19 protein-coding genes are annotated in these 21,082 nt (G+C 72.3%); 9 read left to right on the top strand and 10 right to left on the bottom strand.

Features of this window, described 5'->3' with window-relative positions; genetic code table 11:
- The first annotated feature begins 130 nt into the window (after positions 1-130).
- The 4 genes from ACLQ2R_RS08775 to ACLQ2R_RS08760 all read left to right on the top strand — a co-directional run bounded on the left by ACLQ2R_RS08775 (position 131) and on the right by ACLQ2R_RS08760 (position 4,305).
- Positions 131-1,420 (top strand): ABC transporter substrate-binding protein, encoded by a 1,290-nt coding sequence (locus tag ACLQ2R_RS08775; RefSeq protein WP_425958855.1) that lies wholly within the window; start codon positions 131-133, stop codon positions 1,418-1,420.
- Positions 1,421-1,552: 132 nt separating this feature from the next.
- On the top strand, positions 1,553-2,440 hold the full coding sequence (locus ACLQ2R_RS08770) for a carbohydrate ABC transporter permease (RefSeq protein ID WP_425958854.1): 888 nt from the start codon (positions 1,553-1,555) through the stop codon (positions 2,438-2,440).
- Between the two features lie 118 nt (positions 2,441-2,558).
- The gene (locus ACLQ2R_RS08765) at positions 2,559-3,491 is read left to right on the top strand and encodes a carbohydrate ABC transporter permease (RefSeq protein ID WP_425958853.1); all 933 of its coding nucleotides are present in this window, start codon (positions 2,559-2,561) and stop codon (positions 3,489-3,491) included.
- 55 nt (positions 3,492-3,546) lie between these two features.
- Positions 3,547-4,305: a hypothetical protein gene (locus ACLQ2R_RS08760; protein ID WP_425958852.1), complete on the top strand. Its 759-nt coding sequence runs from the start codon at positions 3,547-3,549 to the stop codon at positions 4,303-4,305.
- 50 nt (positions 4,306-4,355) lie between these two features.
- Here the strand turns inward: ACLQ2R_RS08760 and ACLQ2R_RS08755 are convergent, their stop codons facing one another.
- The gene (locus ACLQ2R_RS08755; RefSeq protein WP_425958851.1) at positions 4,356-5,339 is read right to left on the bottom strand and encodes an ArsR/SmtB family transcription factor; all 984 of its coding nucleotides are present in this window, start codon (positions 5,337-5,339) and stop codon (positions 4,356-4,358) included.
- A 64-nt stretch (positions 5,340-5,403) separates the two neighbouring features.
- Between ACLQ2R_RS08755 and ACLQ2R_RS08750 the strand changes: the two genes are divergently transcribed.
- The 4 genes from ACLQ2R_RS08750 to ACLQ2R_RS08735 all read left to right on the top strand — a co-directional run bounded on the left by ACLQ2R_RS08750 (position 5,404) and on the right by ACLQ2R_RS08735 (position 9,522).
- Positions 5,404-6,765 carry an MFS transporter gene (locus ACLQ2R_RS08750; protein WP_425958850.1) on the top strand — a complete coding sequence of 454 codons (1,362 nt, stop codon included), beginning with the start codon at positions 5,404-5,406 and terminating at the stop codon, positions 6,763-6,765.
- Between the two features lie 225 nt (positions 6,766-6,990).
- Complete coding sequence (locus tag ACLQ2R_RS08745) at positions 6,991-7,341, top strand: YciI family protein (RefSeq protein WP_425958849.1); 351 nt, start codon at positions 6,991-6,993, stop codon at positions 7,339-7,341.
- Between the two features lie 145 nt (positions 7,342-7,486).
- Entirely contained in the window at positions 7,487-8,788 is a 1,302-nt protein-coding gene (locus ACLQ2R_RS08740) for an RNA polymerase sigma factor (RefSeq protein ID WP_425958848.1), read from the top strand.
- 101 nt (positions 8,789-8,889) lie between these two features.
- Positions 8,890-9,522: a maleylpyruvate isomerase family mycothiol-dependent enzyme gene (locus ACLQ2R_RS08735; protein WP_425958847.1), complete on the top strand. Its 633-nt coding sequence runs from the start codon at positions 8,890-8,892 to the stop codon at positions 9,520-9,522.
- A 213-nt stretch (positions 9,523-9,735) separates the two neighbouring features.
- On the opposite strand, the gene ACLQ2R_RS08730 is transcribed toward ACLQ2R_RS08735, so the two are convergent.
- The 9 genes from ACLQ2R_RS08730 to ACLQ2R_RS08690 form a co-directional block, all read right to left on the bottom strand.
- A complete protein-coding gene (locus ACLQ2R_RS08730; protein ID WP_425958846.1) occupies positions 9,736-10,371 on the bottom strand; it encodes an MBL fold metallo-hydrolase in 636 nt (211 codons plus the stop codon).
- 385 nt (positions 10,372-10,756) lie between these two features.
- A complete protein-coding gene (locus tag ACLQ2R_RS08725; protein WP_425958845.1) occupies positions 10,757-11,857 on the bottom strand; it encodes a LacI family DNA-binding transcriptional regulator in 1,101 nt (366 codons plus the stop codon).
- Positions 11,858-11,986: 129 nt separating this feature from the next.
- A complete protein-coding gene (locus tag ACLQ2R_RS08720; protein ID WP_425958844.1) occupies positions 11,987-12,793 on the bottom strand; it encodes an IclR family transcriptional regulator in 807 nt (268 codons plus the stop codon).
- Positions 12,777-13,478: a 4-carboxymuconolactone decarboxylase gene (gene pcaC / locus ACLQ2R_RS08715; protein ID WP_425958843.1), complete on the bottom strand. Its 702-nt coding sequence runs from the start codon at positions 13,476-13,478 to the stop codon at positions 12,777-12,779. The genes ACLQ2R_RS08720 and pcaC overlap by 17 nt, the downstream gene beginning before the upstream one ends.
- Positions 13,475-14,860, bottom strand: coding sequence for a 3-carboxy-cis,cis-muconate cycloisomerase (pcaB, locus tag ACLQ2R_RS08710; RefSeq protein WP_425958842.1), 1,386 nt, complete (start codon positions 14,858-14,860; stop codon positions 13,475-13,477). The genes pcaC and pcaB overlap by 4 nt, the downstream gene beginning before the upstream one ends.
- A 224-nt stretch (positions 14,861-15,084) precedes the next feature.
- Positions 15,085-16,266 (bottom strand): thiolase family protein, encoded by a 1,182-nt coding sequence (locus tag ACLQ2R_RS08705; protein ID WP_425958841.1) that lies wholly within the window; start codon positions 16,264-16,266, stop codon positions 15,085-15,087.
- Entirely contained in the window at positions 16,263-17,012 is a 750-nt protein-coding gene (locus ACLQ2R_RS08700) for a CoA-transferase subunit beta (protein WP_425959168.1), read from the bottom strand. Before ACLQ2R_RS08700 ends, ACLQ2R_RS08705 begins: the two co-directional genes overlap by 4 nt.
- Before the next feature lie 104 nt (positions 17,013-17,116).
- On the bottom strand, positions 17,117-17,917 hold the full coding sequence (locus ACLQ2R_RS08695; RefSeq protein ID WP_425958840.1) for a CoA transferase subunit A: 801 nt from the start codon (positions 17,915-17,917) through the stop codon (positions 17,117-17,119).
- A 284-nt stretch (positions 17,918-18,201) separates the two neighbouring features.
- A complete protein-coding gene (locus tag ACLQ2R_RS08690; RefSeq protein ID WP_425958839.1) occupies positions 18,202-19,638 on the bottom strand; it encodes an ATP-binding protein in 1,437 nt (478 codons plus the stop codon).
- A gap of 224 nt (positions 19,639-19,862) precedes the next feature.
- On the opposite strand from ACLQ2R_RS08690, the gene ACLQ2R_RS08685 reads away from it, so the two are divergent.
- Positions 19,863-21,074, top strand: a complete 1,212-nt coding sequence (locus ACLQ2R_RS08685; RefSeq protein ID WP_425958838.1) for a CynX/NimT family MFS transporter — start codon at positions 19,863-19,865, stop codon at positions 21,072-21,074.
- The last annotated feature ends 8 nt before the right edge of the window (positions 21,075-21,082 follow it).

Below are 21,082 nucleotides of genomic sequence, written 5' to 3'. Positions count from 1 at the left end.
TGTTACCCGTGCGATCTTGACGGTGCTCGGTGCGGAGTGGCTTGATTGCACGTACTGACGATGCTGACAACGTTGTCATGTTCTCGGGGAGAACACCTGTGCAACCTCGACCCCGAAGGGACGGAGAGCTGTGCGACGACAGTTGATGGCGGCCGTCGCGGTCACCATGGCGGGCCTGCTCGCCCTGACCGCGTGTGGTGACAACGGCAGTGGCGGCACACAGGGTCCGCAGGCCGACCCGAAGAAGAAGGTCGAGGTCTTCTCCTGGTGGACCGGCCCCGGCGAGGCCGACGGGCTGAAGGCCATGAGGGAGATCTTCCAGAAGCGGAACGCCGGGCTGGAGTTCTTCGACGCGGCCGTGGCGGGCGGCTCCGGCGACAAGGCGCGAGCTCTGCTGACCACCAAGCTGCAGGCGCAGACCCCGCCGGACACCTTCCAGGGGCACGCGGGCGCCGAACTGCAGGGCTACATCAAGTCCGGGCAGCTCGAACCGCTGAACTTCCTCTACGACGAGCTCAAGCTCAAGGACGCGTTCCCGCAGCAGCTCGTCGACCAGATCAGCGTCCGGGGGCAGATCTACTCGGTCCCGGTCAACGTCCACCGCTCCAACGTGATGTGGTTCAACCCCGCGGTGCTGAAGGAGGCGGGCGTCACCGAGGTGCCGACGACGATCCCGGACTTCGTGGCGGCGCTGGAGAAGGTCAGGCAGAAGGGCAGGATCCCGCTCTCGATCGGCTCGGAGTGGACGATGGTCCACCTGCTGGAGAGCGTGCTGCTCGGCTCGCTCGGCACCGACGCCTACAACAAGCTGTGGACCGCCGGTTCCGACTGGTCCGGCCCGGCGATGACCAAGGCGCTGAACGACTTCAAGACGATCCTGTCCTACGCCGGTGACCCGGCCGACGACTGGCAGCCCGCGGCCAAGCAGGTGGCCGACGGTCAGGCCGCCTTCAACATCATGGGCGACTGGGCGTACGGCTACTTCCACAACCCGCCGGACGGCGGCCTGGGCAAGACGTCCAAGACCGACTTCGACTGGGCGCCCTCGCCCGGCACCGCGGGCACGTTCATGTGGCTGTCGGACAGCTTCACCCTGCCCAAGGGAGCGCCCAACCGCGACGGCGCCGTGGCCTGGTTGAAGGTGGCCGCGAGCAAGGAGGGCCAGGACGCCTTCAACCCGAAGAAGGGCTCCATCCCGGCCCGCAAGGACGCCGACACCGCCCTCTACACCGACTACCTCGCGGACGCGCTCAAGGACTGGGGTTCCGACGACCTGGCCGGTTCCATCCAGCACGGCGTGGTGGTGAACGACCCCTGGCGCGTCTCGATCAACGAGGCGGTCGGCGTGTTCCACGGCGACAAGGACGTGGCCGCGTTCCAGACGGCGCTGGCCGAGGCCGCCAAGAACTCCGGTCAGTGATCCTCCGGTACGGCCCGCGGCGCCGCGGGCCGTACCGTACCTCGCGGACTCGCGGAAGGGGTGCCGGTGACACCAGCGACACCGCCGACGAGACCGATGACGCGGACACCGCGGACAGCGCGGACGCCGCGGATGACGCGGGTGCGCAGGTGGCTGCCCGGGCTGCTGCTGGTCACGCCGTCGATCGTCGCGATCGCGGTCTTCGTGTACGGCATGCTCGGCTGGAACTTCCGGCTGGCCATGACCGACAAGCACGACGAGGTGTCGATGGGAAACTTCGTCGGCCTGGAGAACTTCGTCACGCTCTGGGACCAGAAACGCTGGGGCATCTCGGTCGAGCACGCGATCGTCTTCACGGTGGTCTTCGTGTTCGGGGCGCTGGCGCTCGGCTGGCTGCTGGCGTTCCTGATGGAGAAGGGGATCAGGGGTGAGGGGACCTTCCGCGCGGTCTACCTGTTCCCGATGGCGGTCTCCTTCGTCGCGACCGGGGTCGTCTGGCGCTGGCTGATGAACTCCGGCCAGGGTGAGCGGGCGGTCGGGCTGAACCGGTTGTTCGACGGCCTGGGCCTGGAGTTCCTGCAGTGGCGGTGGTTCCGGGACCCGGACTGGGGGATGGCGGCCATGGCCATCCCCGCGATCTGGCAAATGTCCGGATATGTCATGGCATTGTTTCTCGCGGGGTTCCGGGGGGTTCCCGAGGACCTCAGGGAGGCGGCCAGGGTCGACGGCTGCGGCGAGTGGCAGGTCTACCGGCATATCGTGCTGCCGCTGCTCCGCCCGGTCACCCTGTCCGCGCTGATCATCCTTGGGCACATCTCGCTCAAGGTCTTCGACCTGATCGTCGCGGTCTCCGGCAAGCAGATCATCACCGACGTGCCCGCCGTGTTCATGTGGGTGGCGGTCTTCGACGCGCACGACCCGGCCAAGGGTGCCACCATCGCGTCCTACATCGTGCTCGCGGTCAGCGTCTTCGTCATCCCGTACCTGATCTGGACGCTCCGAAGGGAGAGGCGCTCGTGACCTCCCCCACCGGGGCCGAGCGGGTCTCTCGTACCGGAGCCGAGCGGGTCCCTCACGTCGGAGCCGAGCAGGTCCCTCCCACCGGAACCGAACCGGTTCCTCAGCCCGGAGGCAGTCGATGACGACCACCGCGACCGGCCCCGAAACCGCTCCCGCGCGGGGTGGCGCCTCTGGTGACCCGGGGGGCCGGGCCAGGCGGCGGGCACGGCTGTCGCGCGGCGTCAGGCTGGTGCTGCTGCTCGCCTTCCTGCTCGTCTTCCTGATCCCGATCTACGTGCTGCTGGTCACCAGCTTCAAGCCGCTGACCGAGGCCGACCCCGGCCGGGCCTGGGCGCTGCCCGAGGTGTGGACGGCCGAGCCGTGGCGGGTGGCCTGGGAGAAGCTCACCCCCGGCATCTGGAACAGCGTGCTGCTCGCGGTCCCCGGCTCGCTGATCTCGGCGATGCTCGGCTCCATGAACGGCTACGTGCTGTCGAAGTGGCGCTTCCCCGGCTCCGACGTGCTGTTCACGCTCTTCCTGTTCGGCATGTTCATCCCGTACCAGGGCGTCATGATCCCGCTGGTCCAGCTCCTCGTGAAGCTGAACGAGGTCACCCTGGCGGTCACCGGGGTCCCGGGGGTCTTCTACGGGGCGATCCCGGGCCTGCTGCTGGCCCACGTGGTCTACGGCATCCCGATCTGCACGCTGATCTTCCGCAACTACTACGTCACCATCCCGGACGAGCTGATCGAGGCCTCCCGGGTGGACGGCGCGGGCATGCTGCGGACCTACCGGTCGGTGGTGCTGCCGGTCTCCGGCCCGGCCTTCGCGGTCGTGATCATCTGGCAGTTCACCTCGCTCTGGAACGACTTCCTGTTCGCGGTCTTCCTCACCGGTCCGCAGAGCTGGCCCACCACGGTCATGCTCAACAACATCGCCGGGGCCCAGACCGTCCCCTACAGCCAGCAGATGGCCGCCGCCCTCCTCGCCTCCGTCCCCACGATGATCATCTATATCCTCCTCGGCCGCTTCTTCATGCGCGGCCTCATGGCCGGAGCGCTCAAGGGCTGACCCCCGGGGTGAACCGCACGCGGGCCACCGGCGTCTCATGATCATGAGGTCGGCCGTGCTCCCCCTTCTGCTCCTGCTCACCGCCTGCGGCGCGCCCGCGTCCCCGGGCACGTCCCCGCCCCCGACCGTGCCCGCTCCTCCGGCCGTGTCCCCGGCCGTGGACGGGGCGCGGAGAGGAGCGTCCCCCTTCCCGGGGGTGTCGGCGACGCCCGTGCCCGGATGCGTCAGGCGCCCGGCGAGAAGGCTGGAGCTCACCCTGATCCGGATGGAGGCCTTCGACTACGACCCTCTCAACTCCCCGGAGGAACTCGCCGCGAAGGCCCCGCTGGTCGTGGCGGGCATCACCGAGGACTTCATGCCCGGGCCGGTCGTCGAGGAAGGTCTTCCCGGCGACCGTGCGCACCACGTCCTGCTGCCGGTACGGGTGACCGAGCGATTCAAGGGACGTATCTCCGGCGGCCTGGTCCACGTGAAGTTCTCCCAGGGGGCCAGGGGGAGCGACGGGCTGCCGAGAGAATCGGTGGCCGACTTCCGGCGGGCCGTGCCCGCAGGCAACAGGGTCCTGCTGTTCCTCTATCCGCAGATCCGCTCCCCGGATCCCAGCCGCGCGTGGCCCACGATCAAGGATCGGGCACGCCTTCCGGCCGGGACGGTGCTCTACGAGACCCACCCCCAGGGAATACTGTTCGAACAGGGGCTGAAGGTCGTCGGCGGCACGGAGGACGTCAACCCCGCCTCCCGCTGGGCCGATCCCTGCGGCCTGGCGGGCATCGCCGAGCGGTTGCGCAGGGCGGGGTACCGGGGTTCCTCGTGAGGTCGCGCGTCACCGGGGCCGGTGGGGAACGACCGCCCGCGAAAAGGTGATCAGGTCGCCTGGCCGGGGTTCACCAGGGCGTCGCCCAGTGCCGTGCGGTGGTACAGGACGCCCCGGCCGGTGCGGCTGCCGGTGACCAGGCCCGCCCGGCGCAGGGCGGCGATGTGGCCGCCCACGGTCCCCAGGCTCAGTCCCAGCAGGGCGACCAGGGCCGTGGTCGTCGCGGGGGCGGCCAGTTCGAGCAGGACCCGGGTCCTCGTGCCGCCGATCAGCCCGGCCAGGCCGTCCGGCGTCTCGGGCGGGATGCCGGTGCCCCGGGCCGGATAGCTGATCGCGTACGGCCAGTGGGTCTCCAGGTAGGAGCCCACCCCGACGGGGATCACGCTCGGGATGAAGAGCAGCCCGCGCCCGTCGAGCCGGTAGCTCTCGTTCGCGCTCTCGGAGAGCACCTCGATGACACCGTCGGGGTGCCACCGGATCCTGGGGCTGAGGTCGTCGAGCGCGGCGGCCCAGCCGTAGGTCGCGAGGCGGCCGGCCCGCTGGATCACGTCCCGCTCCATGATCGCGTGGAAACGCGGCCAGGCAGGGGCGACGATCTCCTCCCAGGCCGCCTGGAGCGCGTCGGCGAACAGCCGTACCACGTCGGGCGAGAACAGCAGGTCCATGACGTGCTCGGGAGGGCGCGGCATCCCCTCCAGGTTCCTGGCGATCTCGGTGTGCGCCCGCGCCACCGGGGTGGCGCGCACCACCGCGAGCTCCGCCTCGAAGGGGGTGTTCACCCCGGTCGGCGGCGGGGCGGGGAAGTCGGCGTTGTACTCCCGCTCGCGGAACAGGGTCACCATCAGGACCAGCCCCGGCTGCGTGACCAGCAGTCTCTCGTACGGCTCCCGCACCCGCTCCACCCATGCCCGCCACGGCCCGGCCTCTCTCCGGCCGGCCAGGATCCAGAGCGCGTGCTTGGTCACGATGAGCGGGGAGATGGCGAACCTGCTGGCCATGATGTCCTGCGGGGTGACCTCGATACGGAAGACCATGGTGACCTTTCGGGTATATCCGAAAGATTAGCCAGCGGGGCGGGAGCCTTCCACCATCGTGTCCATGACAGTGGAAGAACGTGACGCGACGGCGGCGCAAGAGCGCGGCGCGACCTACTCGGAGGTCTTCGCGAGCCGGGAGTTCCGCATCCTCTTCGGCGGCTTCACCCTGCTGGTCGCGGGGGACCAGATCAAGATGCTGGCCCTGTCGGCGCTGGTCTACGCGCGGACCGGCTCGCCGGGGCTGTCGGCGGCGGCGTACATGCTGGGTTTCCTGCCCTACATCATCGGCGGGACGTTCCTGCTCTCGCTGGCCGACCGGATCCGGCCACGGGCCCTGATGGTCGCCGGTGAGTGGGTCAGGGCCGTGACCTGCCTGCTGCTCGCCTTCGCCGGGATGCCCGTCTGGGCGATGCTGGCCCTGGTCCTCGTCACGGGACTGTTCTCGCCGGTGTTCGGAGCGGCGCGGACGGCCCTGCTGCCGGACCTGCTGCCCGGTGACGCGTTCGTGCTGGGCAGGTCCGTGCTGAACGTGACGTCCGCCGGAGCCCAGATCGGCGGCCTGGCCGCGGGCGGCGCCATCCTCGCCGTCACCGGGCCCGCCGGGGCGCTGGCCGTCACCGCCGCGCTGTCCGTCGTGGCCGCCGTGGTGCTGCGCTACGGCATGTCCGACTTCCCCGCCAGGAACACCGTCCCCGCCGGGGGGCGTACGCGCGAGGGCGGCCCGCTCGCCGAGGGGAGCGGCGACGGTGACTCGCCCGGGGGAGAGACGGGTGGCGACGGCGGGCGCGCGGGGGCGTTCACGGGCGTCGACGGGCGAGAGGGCGCGCCCGGGCGGGGTGGCGCCGTGCGGGAGACGTTGCGGGTCAACCGGGTCCTGCTGGCGGACGCGCGGGTACGCGGCCTGCTCTTCGCGCAGTGGCTGCCGGTCTCGCTCGTGGCCGGCGCCGAGGCGATGCTGATCCCCTACCTGGGGAACGAGGCCGGGTTCGCGCTCGCCGCCGCCTCGGTGGGCATGGCACTCGGAAGTCTCGCCGTCGGACGGCTGGTCTCGCCCGCGGGCAGGGAACGGCTGGCGTTCCCTCTCGCGGTGGTGACGGGCCTGCCCCTCCTGGCGTTCGCCCTCCGGCCGGGTCTCGTGGGAGCCGCCCTGCTCGTGCTGCTCGCCACGGCGGCGCTGGCCGCGTTCGAGCTGGGGTTGCAGCGGTGGTTCGTGGAGGCGGTGCCGGAACCGGTCAGGGGGCAGTCCTTCGGCCTGGCGTCGGCGGGGATGATGACCGGCCAGGCCATGGGCGCCGCCCTGGTCGGCGTGGCCGCCGAGCTGACCTCTCCGCCGATGGCCGTCGTCATCGCGGGAGCGGCCACCTTCGCCTGCTCGCTCGCCCTGCACCGATCGCTCAGGAGCGGCGGGCGGCGGACCGCGTGAGACCGTCCCAGCCCGGAGACGGGACACGGGACGGTTGATCAGCCGCGTCGTGCGGCGGCCGTGAGGGAACGCCTCCCGGAGAGCACGTACCCTTCCCTCACCCGGCCGCCGAGCCCGTCCGGGAGAAATATCTCCGTGCCGCTGTCCATGTGGTCACATCCCGTTCGTCGTCATGGTGTGCGGCGGCCCGCCGCGCGGAGACCACAGGATCCGGAGGGACCGGCCATGAAGTACATGCTGCTGATCAACAGTGGGGCGACCGACGCGAACGGCGGGGCGGCGGAGTGCACCGTCGAGGACTGGACGGCCTACGACAAGGCCGTCCAGGACGCGGGGATCTACGTGTCGGGGGAGTCGCTGGCGGACCTGGTCACCGCCACGACGGTCCGGGTCGGGGCCGACGGTGAGCGGACCGTCACCGACGGGCCCTTCGCCGAGACCCGCGAGGTGCTCGGCGGTTTCTACGTCATCGACGTGGCGGACCTCGACGCCGCGCTCGACTGGGCCGCCCGCTGCCCCGGTGCCCGCGACAGCGGATCGGTCGTGGTACGGCCGGTCGCCGACTTCGGGGCCTGAGGGGATGAGGGGCCTGACGGACGGCGGGCCTGACGGATCCGGCGGATTCGACGGACCTGGCGTGCCTGACGGATCCGACGGACCTGACAGGCCTGTCGGACCCGACGGACCTGACGGATCCGACGGACCTGGGCGGCCCGGGGAGATGGCGGGGACGGCGGGGCAGGTGGTCGGTGAGGGGACCGGTACGGACAGGGCCGTGGAGTCGGTGTTCCGCGAGGAACACGGACGGCTGCTCGCCTCCCTCGTCCGGCGTTTCGGGGATCTCGACCTGGCGGAGGAGGTCGCCGCCGAGGCGATCGAGGCCGCGCTGGTGCACTGGCCCGCGCGGGGCGTCCCGGACCGGCCCGGTGCCTGGCTGCTGACGACGGCCCGGCGCAAGGCCGTCGACCGGCTGCGACGGGACCAGGCGTACGCGGCCCGGCTCGCCGTCCTGCAGGTGGAGGCGGACCGGGCACCCACGGTCCCGCCCGCCGGCGAGGACGCCGACCTTCCGGACGAGCGGCTGCAACTGTTCTTCACCTGCGCCCACCCCGCCCTGCCGGCCGAGGCTCGCGGCGCGCTGACGCTGCGCTGCCTGGCGGGACTGAGCACGCCCCAGGTCGCGCGGGCCTTCCTCGTCCCGCCGGCGACGATGGCCCAGCGGATCGTACGGGCGAAGAAGAAGATCCGCGAAGCCCGGATCCCCTTCAGGGTCCCGGGTGCCGACGAGTTGCCCGCACGCCTGCCGGGCGTGCTCCAGGTCCTCAACTCGATCTTCACGGAGGGGTACGCGGCCAGTGCCGGTCCCCGGTTGCAGCGGCTCGACCTGGCCGAGGAGGCCATCCGGCTGGCGCGGATCCTGCGCCGGCTGCTGCCCGCCGAGCGGGAGGTCGCCGGACTGCTCGGGCTCATGCTGCTGATCCACGCGCGGCGCGACGCCCGGACCGGCCCGGACGGGGAACTCGTGCTGCTCGGGGACCAGGACCGCGGCCGATGGGACCGTACGATGATCGAGGAGGGGCTCGCCCTGGTGCCCGTCGCGCTGGGCGGCGGCCCGCCCGGCCCGTACGGCGTGCAGGCCGCGATCGCCGCCCTGCACGACGAGGCGGCGGACCTCACGACCACCGACTGGCCGCAGATCGTGGCGCTCTACGGCGTGCTGCTCACCCTCGCGCCGTCCCCGGTCGTCGCCCTGAACCACGCCGCCGCCGTGGCGATGCGCGACGGCCCGGAGGCCGGTCTGGCGCTGCTGGAGAACCTGGCCGGCGAGGAGCGCCTGCGCGGCTACCACCCCTACCCGATGGCGCGGGCGGACCTGCTGCAACGGCTCGGCCGCCTTCCCGAGGCCGCCGCGGCCTACCGGGAGGCGCTCGCCCTGGCCGGTACCGAACCCGAACGCGCCCACCTGCGGCGCAGGCTGAACGCGGTCGAGCCGTCCGGCCCGGACGCCGGGGCCGGCTCGTGACGGCACGTGTCCCGTCGCGTCACCACCGCGTTCACGACCCGTCCGCGTCCCCTTACCCGTCCGCATTCGCATCCGCATTCCACCGAGGAGAACGACACAACATGGACCGTGACCAGGTTCTCGCATGGGTGAAGGCCGAACGGCTCAGCTTCGCCGACCTTCTCGACGACCTCGACGAGCACGAATGGGGAGTCCCCTCCCTGTGCGCCGGCTGGACGGTGCGGGACGTGGCCGCGCACCTGACGCTGTCCACACGCTCCACCCTGCTCGGGACGATCAGGAGCGCGATCCGGGCACGCGGCGACTTCGACCGCATGGAGGACACCAAGGCGCGGGAGAGGGCGGCCGCCTTCGAGCCCGCGGAGCTCATCGCGCAGATCCGCGAGACGGCGGGCTCGGCCCGCCGGGCACCCCTGTCCGGCCGCGTGGATCCGCTCGTCGACGCGCTGGTCCACGGGCAGGACATCGCGCGCCCCCTCGGACGCGCGCGGGAGATGCCCGCGCGGCCCGCGGTCGTGGCGATCGAACACGTCATGGCCAGCATGTTCTACGGTGCCCGCAAGCGCCTCGCCGGGACGAGACTGGTGGCCACCGACCTGGAGTGGTCCGCGGGCACGGGGCCCGACGAGGTGCGGGGGAAGGTGTGCGACCTGCTCCTCCTGGCGACCGGGCGACCGGCCGGGCTCGCCGGTGTGTCGGGGCCGGGGGCCGAGCGGATCGCGGCAGCCCTGTAGGCACCCGCGCCGCGCGTGCGGCCTTTCGCCCGCGGGGGTCCTCGACGGGCGCCCGCCGGGGTGCGGGCCGCCGCGCCGGCCGGTGGGAACCCCGCGATCAGATGCACGCCGGTGGGATCCCGGTGATCAGACGCAGGCGGGTGGGGTCCCGGCGATCAGATGCCGGCGGGTGGGGTCCCGGCGATCAGATGCCGGCGGGTGGGGTCCCGGCGATCAGATCTCGACGCTCTCGCCGGGTACCAGCCGCCGGATGTCGGCGTCCAGGCGTTCGGCCTCGGAGGCGAGCACGCCTTCCAGCACCTGGACGCCCCATTCGTTGATCAGCCCGTCGTGGATCGCGTACGCGCGCCGGGGAGCGATCGCCCGCAGGTAGGCGATCATGTCCGGCACCGTCATCCAGGGAGCCTGGCCGGGCAGCAGCAGGGTCGGCACCTCGATCACGGTCAGCGCGTCACCGGGATGGAAGACCTCCCCGTCGACGATGAACCCGATGTTGTCGACCGGCGGCACGTCGGGATGGCTGAAGTGGTGTTTGTCCCCCACGACCACCACCTCGAAGCCCGCGATCGACAGCACGTCCCCTTCCTCGGCGACGTGGACGCGGTCGCCGAGCCATTCCAGGTGCCGGGCCACGCCGGGACAGGTGTAGACGACCAGACCCGGATCGGCGTCGGCGGCGACGCGCAGGCGATCGGGCTCGAAGTGGTCGAAGTGCTCATGCGTGATGAGCACGGCCTCGACGTCGGTCAGGGCCTCGGCCTCCGGGGTCATCGCGCCGGGATCGATGACCAGGGCCCGCCCGTCCTTCTCCAACCGCACGCACGCATGTCCGAATTTAGTGATTTTCATGTGTCCCATACTGGCCGCTGCACGGCGTCCCCGATCGGATCCGCCACGGGTGAACGTCTCCCGACCCGGAAAACAGGGGTCGGTGACGCCCGGCACGCACGCGGTAAGGGCCGGCCACACCGGACGTCGAGGCAGCCCGGAGCAGGTGGGAGCCGAACTCCCGTACGGGGACGGCCTGAGCGGGCAGGAGCCGATCGGGTGAATCGCGGCTCTCCCGTACAGGGACGGGCCGGGGTGGGCAGGAGCCGATCGAGGTGAATCGCGGTTCGTCCGTGCGGGGACGGTTTTGGGCGGGTGGGAGCCGATCGGGTGAGTCACGGCTCCCCTGTGCGGGCCCGGGGCCGATCGGGGGGATCGCGGCTCACCCGTGCGGGCCCTGGGCCGATCAGGGGGGAAGTTCTCCTGAGCCGCGGGGGACGAGCCTGGTCGGCAACTCGATCCACTCGGGGGCGCCGCGGTCGCCGGACAGGCGGCGGAAGAGCAGTTCGGCGGCGGTCCTGCCGAGTCCGGCCGGATCCTGGGCCACCACGGTCACACCGGGGACCAGCAGGTCGGCCAGTTCGAAGTCGTCGAAGCCGACCAGGGCCTGGCGGTGCCCGGCGCGCAGCACCGCCACGGTGATCCGGCCGTTGCCGGTGAAGACCGCGGTGGGCGGGTCGCCGCCGACGAGCATCCGGGTCAGGGCGGATCCCGCCTCCTCGGCGGGACCGGTCGAGACCAGCGACGCGTCGAACCGCAGGCCGGCCTCCTCAAGGGCGCGGCGGTAACCCCGCAGGCGTTCCCCCGAGGTGAAGATGGACGCCCTGTCGCCGACGAAGGCGACGCGCCGGTGCCCGTGCCGGATCAGGTGCCTCACCCCGGCGTACGCGCCTCCGGCGTTGTCGCACAGGACGGTGTCGCACGAACCGGCGTCACGACCTGGGCCGCTGCCGCTGCCGCTGCCGCTGTCGCTGTCGCTGTCGCTGCGCGTGCCGGTGCCGGTGCCGGTGCCGGTGCCGGTGCCGGGTCCGGGGCCCGGTCCTCCCGGCCGGTCGGCGAAGACCGCGGCGATACCCGCGTCCAGTTCGGGGCGCAGATAGTCGTGGTCGGTCCCGGAGGGCACGATGATCAGGCCGTCCACCCGGCGGGAGCAGAAGGTGAGGATCAGTTCCCGCTCGCGCCCGGGGTCCTCCCCGGAGGAGCCGCTCAGCACCAGGGAGCCGTGTCCCAGGGCGACCTCCTCGACCGCGCGGCCGAACCCCGAGTAGAACGGGTCCGCCACGTCCTCGATCACCAGGCCGATGCTCGACGTCCTGCCCCGGCGCAGGACGCGGGCGCTCTCGTTACGCCGGTAGCCGAGCCGCTCGATGGCGGCGGAGACCCGCCCGGCGGTGTCCGGGGTGACCCCCGGCTCGTCGTTGACGACCCGGGAGACGGTCTTCAACGCCACCCCGGCCGCCGCCGCGACGTCCTTCATGGTGGGACGTCCCCGCGTACTCTCTGTCACGTCTTCGATCATCACCCAGGTTCGCCGTACCGACAACGTTGTCATCGGCCGGTTCTCGTCGTTCGGCCCTCTTCGGCCGGCGACTGCCGGCCGGTCGTCGTCGGCAGGTCGCAGCCGGCCGGTCGTCGGTCAGCGGTGGGAGGACACGCCGCCCCCGGCGCCCGTGGCGTGCAGGTCGGCCTCCACCCGCGCGGCGGTGGCCAGCAACGGGGGCAGCAGGTGACGGCGCGCCGAGTCGGCGGTCGTACGGCTGGCATGGGAGGAGATGTTGATCGCGGCGGTGACCCGTCCCGACCGCTCCCTGACCGGGGCCGCGATCGAGCGCAGGCCTTCTTCGAGCTCCTGGTCGACCATGGCCCAGCCCTGGGCTCGGATCCGTTCCAGCTCCGCCCTGAGCGCGGCGGGGGAGGTGATCGTCTTGGCGGTGAGCCTGCGGAGCTCGACGCGCCCGAGGTAGGCGTCGAGGTCGTCCGGGGCGAGCCAGGCCAGCAGCACCCTGCCCATCGAGGTGCAGTACGCCGGGAAACGGGTGCCGATGCTGATGGTCACCCGCATGATCCTGCTCGTCGCCACCCGGGCCACGTAGACGACGTCCTCGCCGTCGAGCACCGCCACCGACGCCGACTCGTGCACCTCGGCGACGAGCCGTTCCAGATGCGGCTCGGCCACCTCGGGAAGCGAGAGGCTGGACAGGTAGGCGTATCCGAGGTCCAGGACGCGGGGAGAGAGCGCGAACAGCCGCCCGTCGGTCCTGACGTAGCCGAGGTCGACGAGCGTCAGCAGGAAGCGCCGGGCCGCGGCCCGGGTCAGGTCGGTGGCGCGGGCGACCTCGCTGAGCGTCAGCTCGGGGCTCGCGGCGCTGAACGCTTTGATCACGGAGAGGCCGCGGGCCAGCGACTGCACATGGTCGGAGCCACGGTCAACCGGTTCGATCATCCCCGCCCTCCGTGTTCCCCCGGTCGCCCGGGTCTTCTCCGTCCCGGTCCGACCGGTCCGCCGGGTCCGACCGGTCCGCCGGGTCCGACCGGTCCGCCGGGTCCGCTGGGTCCTGCCGGTCCTGCCGGTCCTGCCGGTCCTGCCGGTCCTGCCGGTCGAACTCTAGTGCCGCCCGCGCGACCGCGAACGCCCTGTTGGCCGCGGGCACACCCGCGTAGATCGCGGTCTGCAGCAGCACCTCCTTGATCTCCTCCTCGCTCAGTCCGACGCGCAGCGCCGCCCGTACGTGCATGCCCAGCTCGTGCTCGTGCCCGAGTGCGGCGAGCATGGCCAGCGTGATGCAGCTCCGGGTGCGCCGGTCCAGGCCGGGACGGGTCCAGATCTCCCCCCAGGCGTAGGTGGTGATGAACTCCTGGAAGTCCGCGGTGAACGGCGTGCTGTCCGCGGTGGCGCGGTCCACGTGCTCGTCGCCCAGGACGGCCCGGCGCGTCGCGTCCCCGGCCTCCCGTCCCCGCCGGTTCCCGCCCGTGCCGGTTCCGGAGCCGGCGCCGGTGCCGGAACCCGTACCGGCGACTGTGCCGGCGTTTGTTCCGGCGCCCACGGCCCCGCTCCTGCTCTTGCTCTTGCCGCCGTCCGTGTCCGCGTCTGCGATCGCGTTCGTGTCCGTGGTCCTTCTCGCGTTCATGGTCCTGCTTTCGTGCCGTTGTGGTGGGCGGCGAGCACCCGGTCGACGAAGATGGCGGCGGAGCCGAGGGCGCACGCCGGGTCGAGGGCCGCGTCGATCTCCCCGGCGGTCAGCGTGACGGCGGGGTCGGCGAGCAGCGCCTCCCGCAGCGACATCCCCTCGTCCAGCGTGCGGGCGCAGGCGGAGTCCACCGTCCGCCGGCCCCTCGGGGTGCCGCCGAGCCTGACCACGACCTGCTCGGCCATCGGCAGCCCCCGGGTCAGGTCGAGGTTGGAGCGCATCCGGGCGGTGTCCACGGTCAGCCCCTCCAGCACCTCGCGAAGCCAGGCGGCGGCGCTGCCGGTGAGCCGGAGCAACTCACCCAGCGTCTCCCATTCGGCCTGCCAGGGACCGGCCGCGCGTTCGTGTTCGGCGACCATGCCGCCGAGGATCGAGGCGACCAGTCCCGGCACCCGCTGCACGCAGGCGAGCACCGACATCGAGCCCACGGGGTTGCGCTTGTGCGGCATCGCGCTGGAGGTGCCCCGCCCCGGCCCGGTGGGTTCGGCCACCTCCGCCACCTCGGTCTGGGAGAGCAGCTTCACGTCGTTCGCGATCTTGGCGAGGGTCCCGGAGGAGACACCGAGCGCGCAGGCCAGGCGGGCCACCGGGGTCCGGTCGGTGTGCCAGGGCACGATCGCCTCGGTGAGCCCGAGTTCGGCCGCGAGCAGCGGCGGCACCTCGTGGCCCCGGCCGCCGAGTACCGACAGGGTTCCGGCCGCGCCGCCGTACTGGGCGGGCAGCGGCAGGGCGGCCAGGCCGGTCCGGGCGTCGTCCAGCGCGCTCAGCCAGAGGGCCGCCTTCAGCCCGAACGTGATCGGTACGGCGTGCTGCAGCACGGTCCGCCCGGCCATGACGGTGTCGCGGTGCTCGGCGGCCAGGCGCGCGCAGGCACCGGCGCAGGCCGCCAGATCGGCCAGGATCGGTACCAGGGCTCGGCGCGCGACGAGCATCGCCGCGGTGTCGTTGACGTCCTGGCTGGTGGCGCCGTGGTGGACGAACCGCCGCAGGCCGGGATCGACCCGCTCGCGCAGGGCGGCGACCAGCGGGATGACCGGGTTGCCGGTCCGCGCGGCCTTCCGTCCCAGCTCCGCGAGGTCGTACAGCTCCGGGCGGCAGGCGGCCGCCAGCGCCGCGGGCACCTCGCCGGGGACCAGCCCGATCCGCGCCTGCGCGGAGGCCAGCGCGGCCTCGACGTCCAGCATGGCGGCCAGCCAGGCGGCGTCCGACACCTGCGCCGCGGCGCCGCCCCTGGCGGTCGTCCCGGAGAACAGCCCGCTCTCCGGGGATGCCGTGAAGGGGGATGTCGCGAGGGACGGCCCGTCGTCCGACGGAGGACCCATGTCCACCTCCGCGTGCTCTCCGGCGCCGGTCTCTCCGGTGCCGGTCGTGTGCCTGCCGCTCGTGTACCCGCTCAGCGTCCGCTCACCGTCTCCGTCCGCTCACCGGCTCGTCCCTCACCGGCCCGTACGCGCACCGGTACGCCGCCGGGTGCGGCGTACCGTGGCGACCCGGGCCCGGTTCTGTCCGGCGTGGCCGCTCAGGACCCGCTGTCCGGCGTGGCCGCTCAGGACCCGGACCCCTCCAGGACCACGGCGAGTCCCTGGCCGACGCCGATGCAGATGGCGGCCAGCCCGTACCCGCCGCCCCTGCGGTGCAGCTCGTGGGCGAGGGTGCCCAGGATGCGCGCGCCCGAGGAGCCCAGGGGGTGACCGAGCGCGATCGCGCCGCCGTTCACGTTGACGATCTCCGGGTCGAGATCGGGCCACTCGGCCAGGCAGGCCAGGGACTGGGCGGCGAACGCCTCGTTGAGCTCCACCACGCTCAGGTCGCCCCAGCCGATACCGGCCCGTTCGAGCGCCTTACGGGCGGCTTCGACCGGCCCGATGCCGAACAGGTGAGGCTCCACGCCGACCACGGCGCGCGAGACGATCCTGGCCAGCGGGGTCCGTCCCGCCCGCGCCGCCCCGGCCTCGTCGCCCAGCAGCAACGCGGTGGCGCCGTCGTTGAGCGGCGAGGAGTTGCCCGCCGTGACGGTGCCGCCGGCGCGGAAGACCGGCTTGAGCCGGGCGAGCGACTCCTCGGTCGAGTCGGCCCTGATCGACTCGTCGTGGTCGAGGGCGTCGAGGGGGGCGATCTCACCCGCGAACACGCCACGCTCCCAGGCCGCCGCCGCGTGCCGGTGGCTGCGCAGCGCGAACCGGTCCTGGGCCTCGCGGCCGATGCCGTAGCGGTCGGCGAGGATCTCGGCGCCCTCGCCCAGGGCGACCGTCCACTCGCCGGGCATGCGCGGATTGACCATGCGCCAGCCCAGGGACGTGTCGTGCAGGGTCTGGGGCCCCCGGTCGAAGGCGCGGGAGGGCTTGGGCATCACCCACGGCGCCCGGCTCATCGACTCCGACCCTCCGGCGATCACCAGGGACGCGTCGCCCACCGCCACCGCGCGGCAGGCGGCGACGGCCGCCTCCATGCCGGAGCCGCAGAGCCGGTTGAGGGTCGTACCGGGCACCGTGACCGGCAGCCCGGCGAGCAGCACCGCCATCCGCGCGACGTCGCGGTTGTCCTCGCCCGCGCCGTTGGCCGCGCCGAGGAACACGTCCTCGATCGCGGCGGGGTCCAGGGAGGGGGAGCGGTCCACGAGCGCCCGGACGACGTGCGCGGCCAGGTCGTCGGGGCGCACGCCGGCCAGCGCGCCGCCGTGCCGGCCGATCGGCGTGCGGACCGCGTCGAGGATGTGGACATCGTTCATGATCGGTCGCTCCTGTCCGAGGGGTGCCGTCCGGTGAGCACGCGCAGGGCGTCGAGTTCCTCGGCGGACGGCGCCTCGGTCTCGCGCAGGCCGGCGGCGGCCCTGAGGTCCCAGCCGGTGGCGGCGCGGACCGCCTCCAGGGTGACGCCGGGGTGCAGGTGGGTGAGGACCAGCTCGCAGGTGTCCGGGTCGGGCTCCAGGATGCCCAGATCGGTGATGACCGTACGCGGGCCGCTGCCGCGCAGGCCCAGGCGCTCGCGGTCGCCCGGCCCCGAACCGAAGCCCACCGAGGTGACGAAGTCCACCCGTTCGACGAACGCGCGCCGGCTCTGCCGCACGATCACCGTCACCTCGCGGCAGGAGGCCGCGATCTCCGGGGCGCCGCCCGCACCGGGGAGGCGGACCCTGGGGTCGTCGTACGGGCCGATCACGGTCGTGTTGATGTTGGCGAACCGGTCGATCTGGGCGGCGCCCAGGAAACCGACGTCGATGCGGCCCGACTGGAGCCAGTAGTTGAAGATCTCCGGCACGCTGACGACGGCGTCGGCGGTCTCGGCGAGCACGCCGTCCCCGATGGACAGCGGCGGCCGGTCCGGCTTGGCGCCGATGGTGCCGGACTCGTAGATCAGGACCAGATCGGGGGCGTGCGTGCGGCGGGCGAGGTTGGCGGCGGTGCTGGGCAGGCCGATGCCGACGAAGCAGCACGCGCCGTCGTCCAGGCGCCGGGCCGCGGCCACCGTCATCATCTCGTCGGAGGTGTACGCGCCGGTGACCCGGCCGTCGTGGCCGTCCTCGGGGCCATCCCGGTGGTCACCGTCACGGCCGTGGTCGTCGCGGGCGGGGGCGGTCGTCACAGGATGTGCTCCCTCATCCAGGCCGCGAAGGTCTCCCGGTCGCGGCTGATCTCGTCCCAGGCGAGGTAGAAGTCGTTGTCGCGGCTGGAGTAGCCGGCGCTGTAGGACGGGTGCGAGCCGCCCGGGACCCGGCAGACGCGGGTGATCGCCCAGCCCGGCAGCACGATCGCGCCCGGCCGTGGCTCCAGCTCCTCGACGATCTCCTCCACGGTGACCAGCGAACGGCGGGCGGCCAGGACGGCCTCCTTCTGCACGCCGGTGATGCCCCACAGCTGCACGTTGCCCCGCCGGTCGGCGCGCTGGGCGTGGACCACCGCCACGTCGGGGTTGATCGCGGGGACGGCGGTCAGCTCCTCGCCGGTGAACGGGCAGGTGATCGCCTTGACGGTGGCGGTCCTGCCGGGCAGGTCGGTGCCCCGGTAGCCGCGCAGCACCGCGAAGGGGAGCCCGGAGGCCCCGGCGACGTAGGCGTTGGCGATGCCGGCGTGGCTGTGCTCCTCGATCTCCAGCGGGCCGGGCCAGCGGTTCTGCACGGCGTCGCGGAAGCGGTGCAGCGACCCCACCCCGGGGTTGCCGCCCCAGGAGAAGACCAGCTTGCGGGCGCACCCCATCCCGATGAGCTGGTCGTAGATCAGGTCGGGGGTCATCCTGATCAGCGTCAGGTCGCGGCGCCCCTGCCTGATGATCTCGTGACCGGCCGCGTAGGGGATGAGGTGGGTGAAACCCTCCATCGCCACGCTGTCGCCGTCGTGCACGAGATCGGCCACCGCCTCGGCGAGCGGAACCACCGTGGCCATCGCTTCCCCTCCCGTTGTTCGCCATGCGAACGAAAGTTCTTCCACCGAACATATCCGGCCCGTCTTCGGACGGTCAACCGGACGGGGGCGTGCGAGGCGGCGACACCGTGAGGATCGAGGGCGCGATCGACACGGAGCCCGTCAGGCGACGGCCGGCCAGGGGCCGCTCTCCTCCGCCGACGGCCGCCGGTTCGCGATCTTCAGCCGGAACGGCGCGTCGCCGGTCGTGGTGGTTCGCTCAGCGTCGCCAGGCCGCCCGCGGGTCCTCCGGCGTGGCGGTTCGCTCAGCGCCGCCAGGCCGCCAGCAGGTCCTCCGGTGTCCAGGCGGCGGCCAGTGGAAGGCCCGATTCGAATCCGGCCCTGGACACCGCCACCTTCGGTGTGTCGACGGTCACGCCGGGGACGGCGGCGGAGCCCTGAACCAGATCGTCATAGTCGCGGCGGTCGAAGGGGCGCGTGTCGAGCCATTTGATCGATCCGACGAAGTGGATCCGTCTCGCGACGGGCTCCCGGTCCGCGCCCACGAGGTCGATCTCGGGATTGTTCTGCCGGTTCCACCACCCGCCCACGGCCTCGGTGTCGGGCCATTCGTCATCGGGCAGCATCGTGGCCAGGCAGTCGCGTACGAGCGGTTCCACCGCGCGGCCCCGCCAGGTCGTCCATGAACGCTCGATCCGCCGCAACGCCAGGTCCGGCCGGCCCCGCTCGCTGTCGGGGATGGCCCGTCGCAGGAACGCGAGCCAGAACCGGAGATAGTGGTCGGCGACCCGGTACCGCCTGTTCTTGGTGTCGGGCCGATCGGAGAGGGGAGAGTCGGCGGCCACCACCCGTCTGGCGACCAGGTTCGTGAGGATCGGCGCCAGGGTGCCGGACGGCAGCGGGGTCGTTCCTCCCACGTCGGCGGCGATCGCGCTGAAGGTGCGCTCTCCGGCCCCGATGGTCTCCAGCACGGCCCGGGTGTGGGTCGCGGAAGGAAACTCGCCGAGCAGGGACAGCTCCCCGGCGACGAGAAGGGCGGACAGCGGGCTGGCGAGACTGTCGCGCAGAAAATCGATCCTGGTCGTACCCGGCTCCCACGACCGGACGACTTCGGGGAAGCCTCCCGTGATGAGCAGTGCGTCCACGGCGTCGGCGGCGGGCAGCCCCGTCATGTCGGCGACGTCATGAAGGTCGAGTGGCTTCAACGTCATACGGGCGGCCCGGCCGAAGAACGGGCGGCCGTACTCCTGAAGGGATTCCATCACCGACAGGTCGCTTCCGACCAGGATCAGCAGGATCGGCCGGGTGGACAGGTATCTGTCCCAGATCGTCTGCAGGGCCCCCTCGAACTCCCCGTCCTGCTCGATCAGCCAGGGGACCTCGTCGAGGACGACGATGCAGGGGGTGTCGTCATCCGATGCCAGCGCCAGCGAACGCAGTGCGTGGTTCCAGTCCTGCGGCACCGCTCCCCGGACGAGTTCGCCGCCCGCGAGTCCGGAGCAGGCGATGGCCTCGGCGAAGTCGCCTCGCTCCGCGACGGGACTGCGCCCTCGTGTCGCCTGGAAGACGACATGCGGCAGGGCGGAACGATCGCAGAACTCCTGCACCAGGCGTGACTTGCCGACCCGCCTGCGGCCGGTGACGATCACCGCCCGGCCTCGGGTCCCGCTCTTTCCCTCGCGTACGAGCCGCAACTGCGTGTCCAGTTGATCGAGGTCGAAGGTCCTGCCGGCGAACTTCATCGATCTCACCTTTGTAATAATGAATCTTACGTAGATTGAATCTACATGATGCGTCTCCATCGTGGGCTCATACGGGAGTCCCCGCCCCACGCGGATGATCGGCGTCCAGGAGTCGGCTCCGGGTGAGGGTAAGGAATCCGCCCACCCTTCTCCTGGCCGTTCGGGGATGCTGTGGGAGGGTGGTGCGGTGCCGGGAGGGGGGCGATATGTCGCGAGTGTCGCGTATGTCATGGCTGCCGTGGACGGTGCTCGTCGCCGGCTTCGTGCTGGCCTCGCTCAACCTGCGGCCCGCGCTGGCGGGCGTCTCCCCGGTGCTGGACGAGATCATGGCCGATCTCGGGCTGAGCGCCGCCGGGGGCGGGGCGATCACCACGGTCATGGTGGCCTGCCTGGGGCTGCTCGGCCCGCTCGCGCCGCTGCTCGCGCGCCGCTTCGGCCTGGACCGCACGCTCCTGGCCGGGCTGCTGCTCGTGGCCGCCGGGGTGGTACTGCGCAGCGCGGGAGGTGTCCCCGCCCTGTACGCGGGCGCGGCCGTCGCCGGCACGGCCATCGCCGTCATGAACGTCGCGATGCCCGGCGTGGTCAAGCAGCACTTCCCCGGCAGGGTCGGGCCGTTCACCGCGATCTACGTCTCCGGCCTGGTGCTGGGCGCCGCCGCCGCGTCCGGGCTGGCGGTCCCGCTGGAGCGGGCCACCGGGTACGGCTGGCGCGAGGTGACCGCCATGGCCGCGATCCCCGCCCTGGCGGCCGCGGCGCTCTGGCTGCCCCAGGCGTTGCGCCGCCCCGCCCGCTCCGAGACCGCGCCCCGGCCGTTCGCCCTGCTGTTGCGCACTCGGGTGACCTGGTACGTCACCGCCTACATGGGGCTGCAGTCGCTCACCTTCTACATCATGCTGGCCTGGCTGCCGACGATCTTCCAGGACGCGGGACTCCCCGCCGACCAGGCCGGATACCTGCTCGGTCTCACCAATCTGGCCCAGGTGGCCGCCACCCTCACCGTCCCCGTCCTGGCGGGCCGGGCACGCTCGCAGGTGTCCTACGTCACGGCCGCGACCGTGCTGACCGTGGCCGGATACCTCGGTGTGCTCCTCGTCCCGGCCACCCTGCCGTGGCTGTGGATGGTCGTCCTGGGAGTGGGACAGGGCGCCTCGATCGCGCTGGCCCTGCTCATCATCACACTGCGCGCCTCCGATCCGGTCTCGGTGACCGCACTGTCGGCCGTCGCCCAGTCCTTCGGGTACGTGCTGGCCGCCTTCGGCCCGCTCCTGGTCGGCGCGCTGCGCGAGGGCTCGGGCGGCTGGGCGTTGCCGCTGCTGGCCGGGCTGGGCGCGTGCGGCCTGCAACTGGTGGCCGGATTCGCGGCGGGCCGCCCGGTCACCGTGCCCGTCACGGACGACCCGCGTTCTTCGCGCGCCGTTGTCCCACCGGCCACCTGAGTCTCCTA

It is taken from the genome of Streptosporangium sp. DT93 (assembly GCF_049844535.1).
In the GTDB taxonomy this organism is placed as follows: Bacteria; Actinomycetota; Actinomycetes; order Streptosporangiales; family Streptosporangiaceae; genus Streptosporangium.
This window is presented reverse-complemented; position numbering and strand designations above follow the sequence as displayed.

Excerpts from the sequence above, each read along its gene's own strand:
- ACLQ2R_RS08770 (WP_425958854.1), top strand. The coding sequence starts at position 1,553 with ATGACGCGGGTGCGCAGGTGGCTGCCCGGGCTGCTGCTGGTCACGCCG.
- ACLQ2R_RS08765 (WP_425958853.1), top strand. The coding sequence starts at position 2,559 with ATGACGACCACCGCGACCGGCCCCGAAACCGCTCCCGCGCGGGGTGGC.
- ACLQ2R_RS08755 (WP_425958851.1), bottom strand. The coding sequence starts at position 5,339 with ATGGTCTTCCGTATCGAGGTCACCCCGCAGGACATCATGGCCAGCAGG.
- ACLQ2R_RS08750 (WP_425958850.1), top strand. The coding sequence starts at position 5,404 with ATGACAGTGGAAGAACGTGACGCGACGGCGGCGCAAGAGCGCGGCGCG.
- ACLQ2R_RS08745 (WP_425958849.1), top strand. The coding sequence starts at position 6,991 with ATGAAGTACATGCTGCTGATCAACAGTGGGGCGACCGACGCGAACGGC.
- ACLQ2R_RS08740 (WP_425958848.1), top strand. The coding sequence starts at position 7,487 with ATGGCGGGGACGGCGGGGCAGGTGGTCGGTGAGGGGACCGGTACGGAC.
- ACLQ2R_RS08735 (WP_425958847.1), top strand. The coding sequence starts at position 8,890 with ATGGACCGTGACCAGGTTCTCGCATGGGTGAAGGCCGAACGGCTCAGC.
- ACLQ2R_RS08730 (WP_425958846.1), bottom strand. The coding sequence starts at position 10,371 with ATGAAAATCACTAAATTCGGACATGCGTGCGTGCGGTTGGAGAAGGAC.
- ACLQ2R_RS08720 (WP_425958844.1), bottom strand. The coding sequence starts at position 12,793 with ATGATCGAACCGGTTGACCGTGGCTCCGACCATGTGCAGTCGCTGGCC.
- pcaC (WP_425958843.1), bottom strand. The coding sequence starts at position 13,478 with ATGAACGCGAGAAGGACCACGGACACGAACGCGATCGCAGACGCGGAC.
- pcaB (WP_425958842.1), bottom strand. The coding sequence starts at position 14,860 with ATGGGTCCTCCGTCGGACGACGGGCCGTCCCTCGCGACATCCCCCTTC.
- ACLQ2R_RS08705 (WP_425958841.1), bottom strand. The coding sequence starts at position 16,266 with ATGAACGATGTCCACATCCTCGACGCGGTCCGCACGCCGATCGGCCGG.
- ACLQ2R_RS08700 (WP_425959168.1), bottom strand. The coding sequence starts at position 17,012 with ATGATGACGGTGGCCGCGGCCCGGCGCCTGGACGACGGCGCGTGCTGC.
- ACLQ2R_RS08695 (WP_425958840.1), bottom strand. The coding sequence starts at position 17,917 with ATGGCCACGGTGGTTCCGCTCGCCGAGGCGGTGGCCGATCTCGTGCAC.
- ACLQ2R_RS08690 (WP_425958839.1), bottom strand. The coding sequence starts at position 19,638 with ATGAAGTTCGCCGGCAGGACCTTCGACCTCGATCAACTGGACACGCAG.
- ACLQ2R_RS08685 (WP_425958838.1), top strand. The coding sequence starts at position 19,863 with ATGTCATGGCTGCCGTGGACGGTGCTCGTCGCCGGCTTCGTGCTGGCC.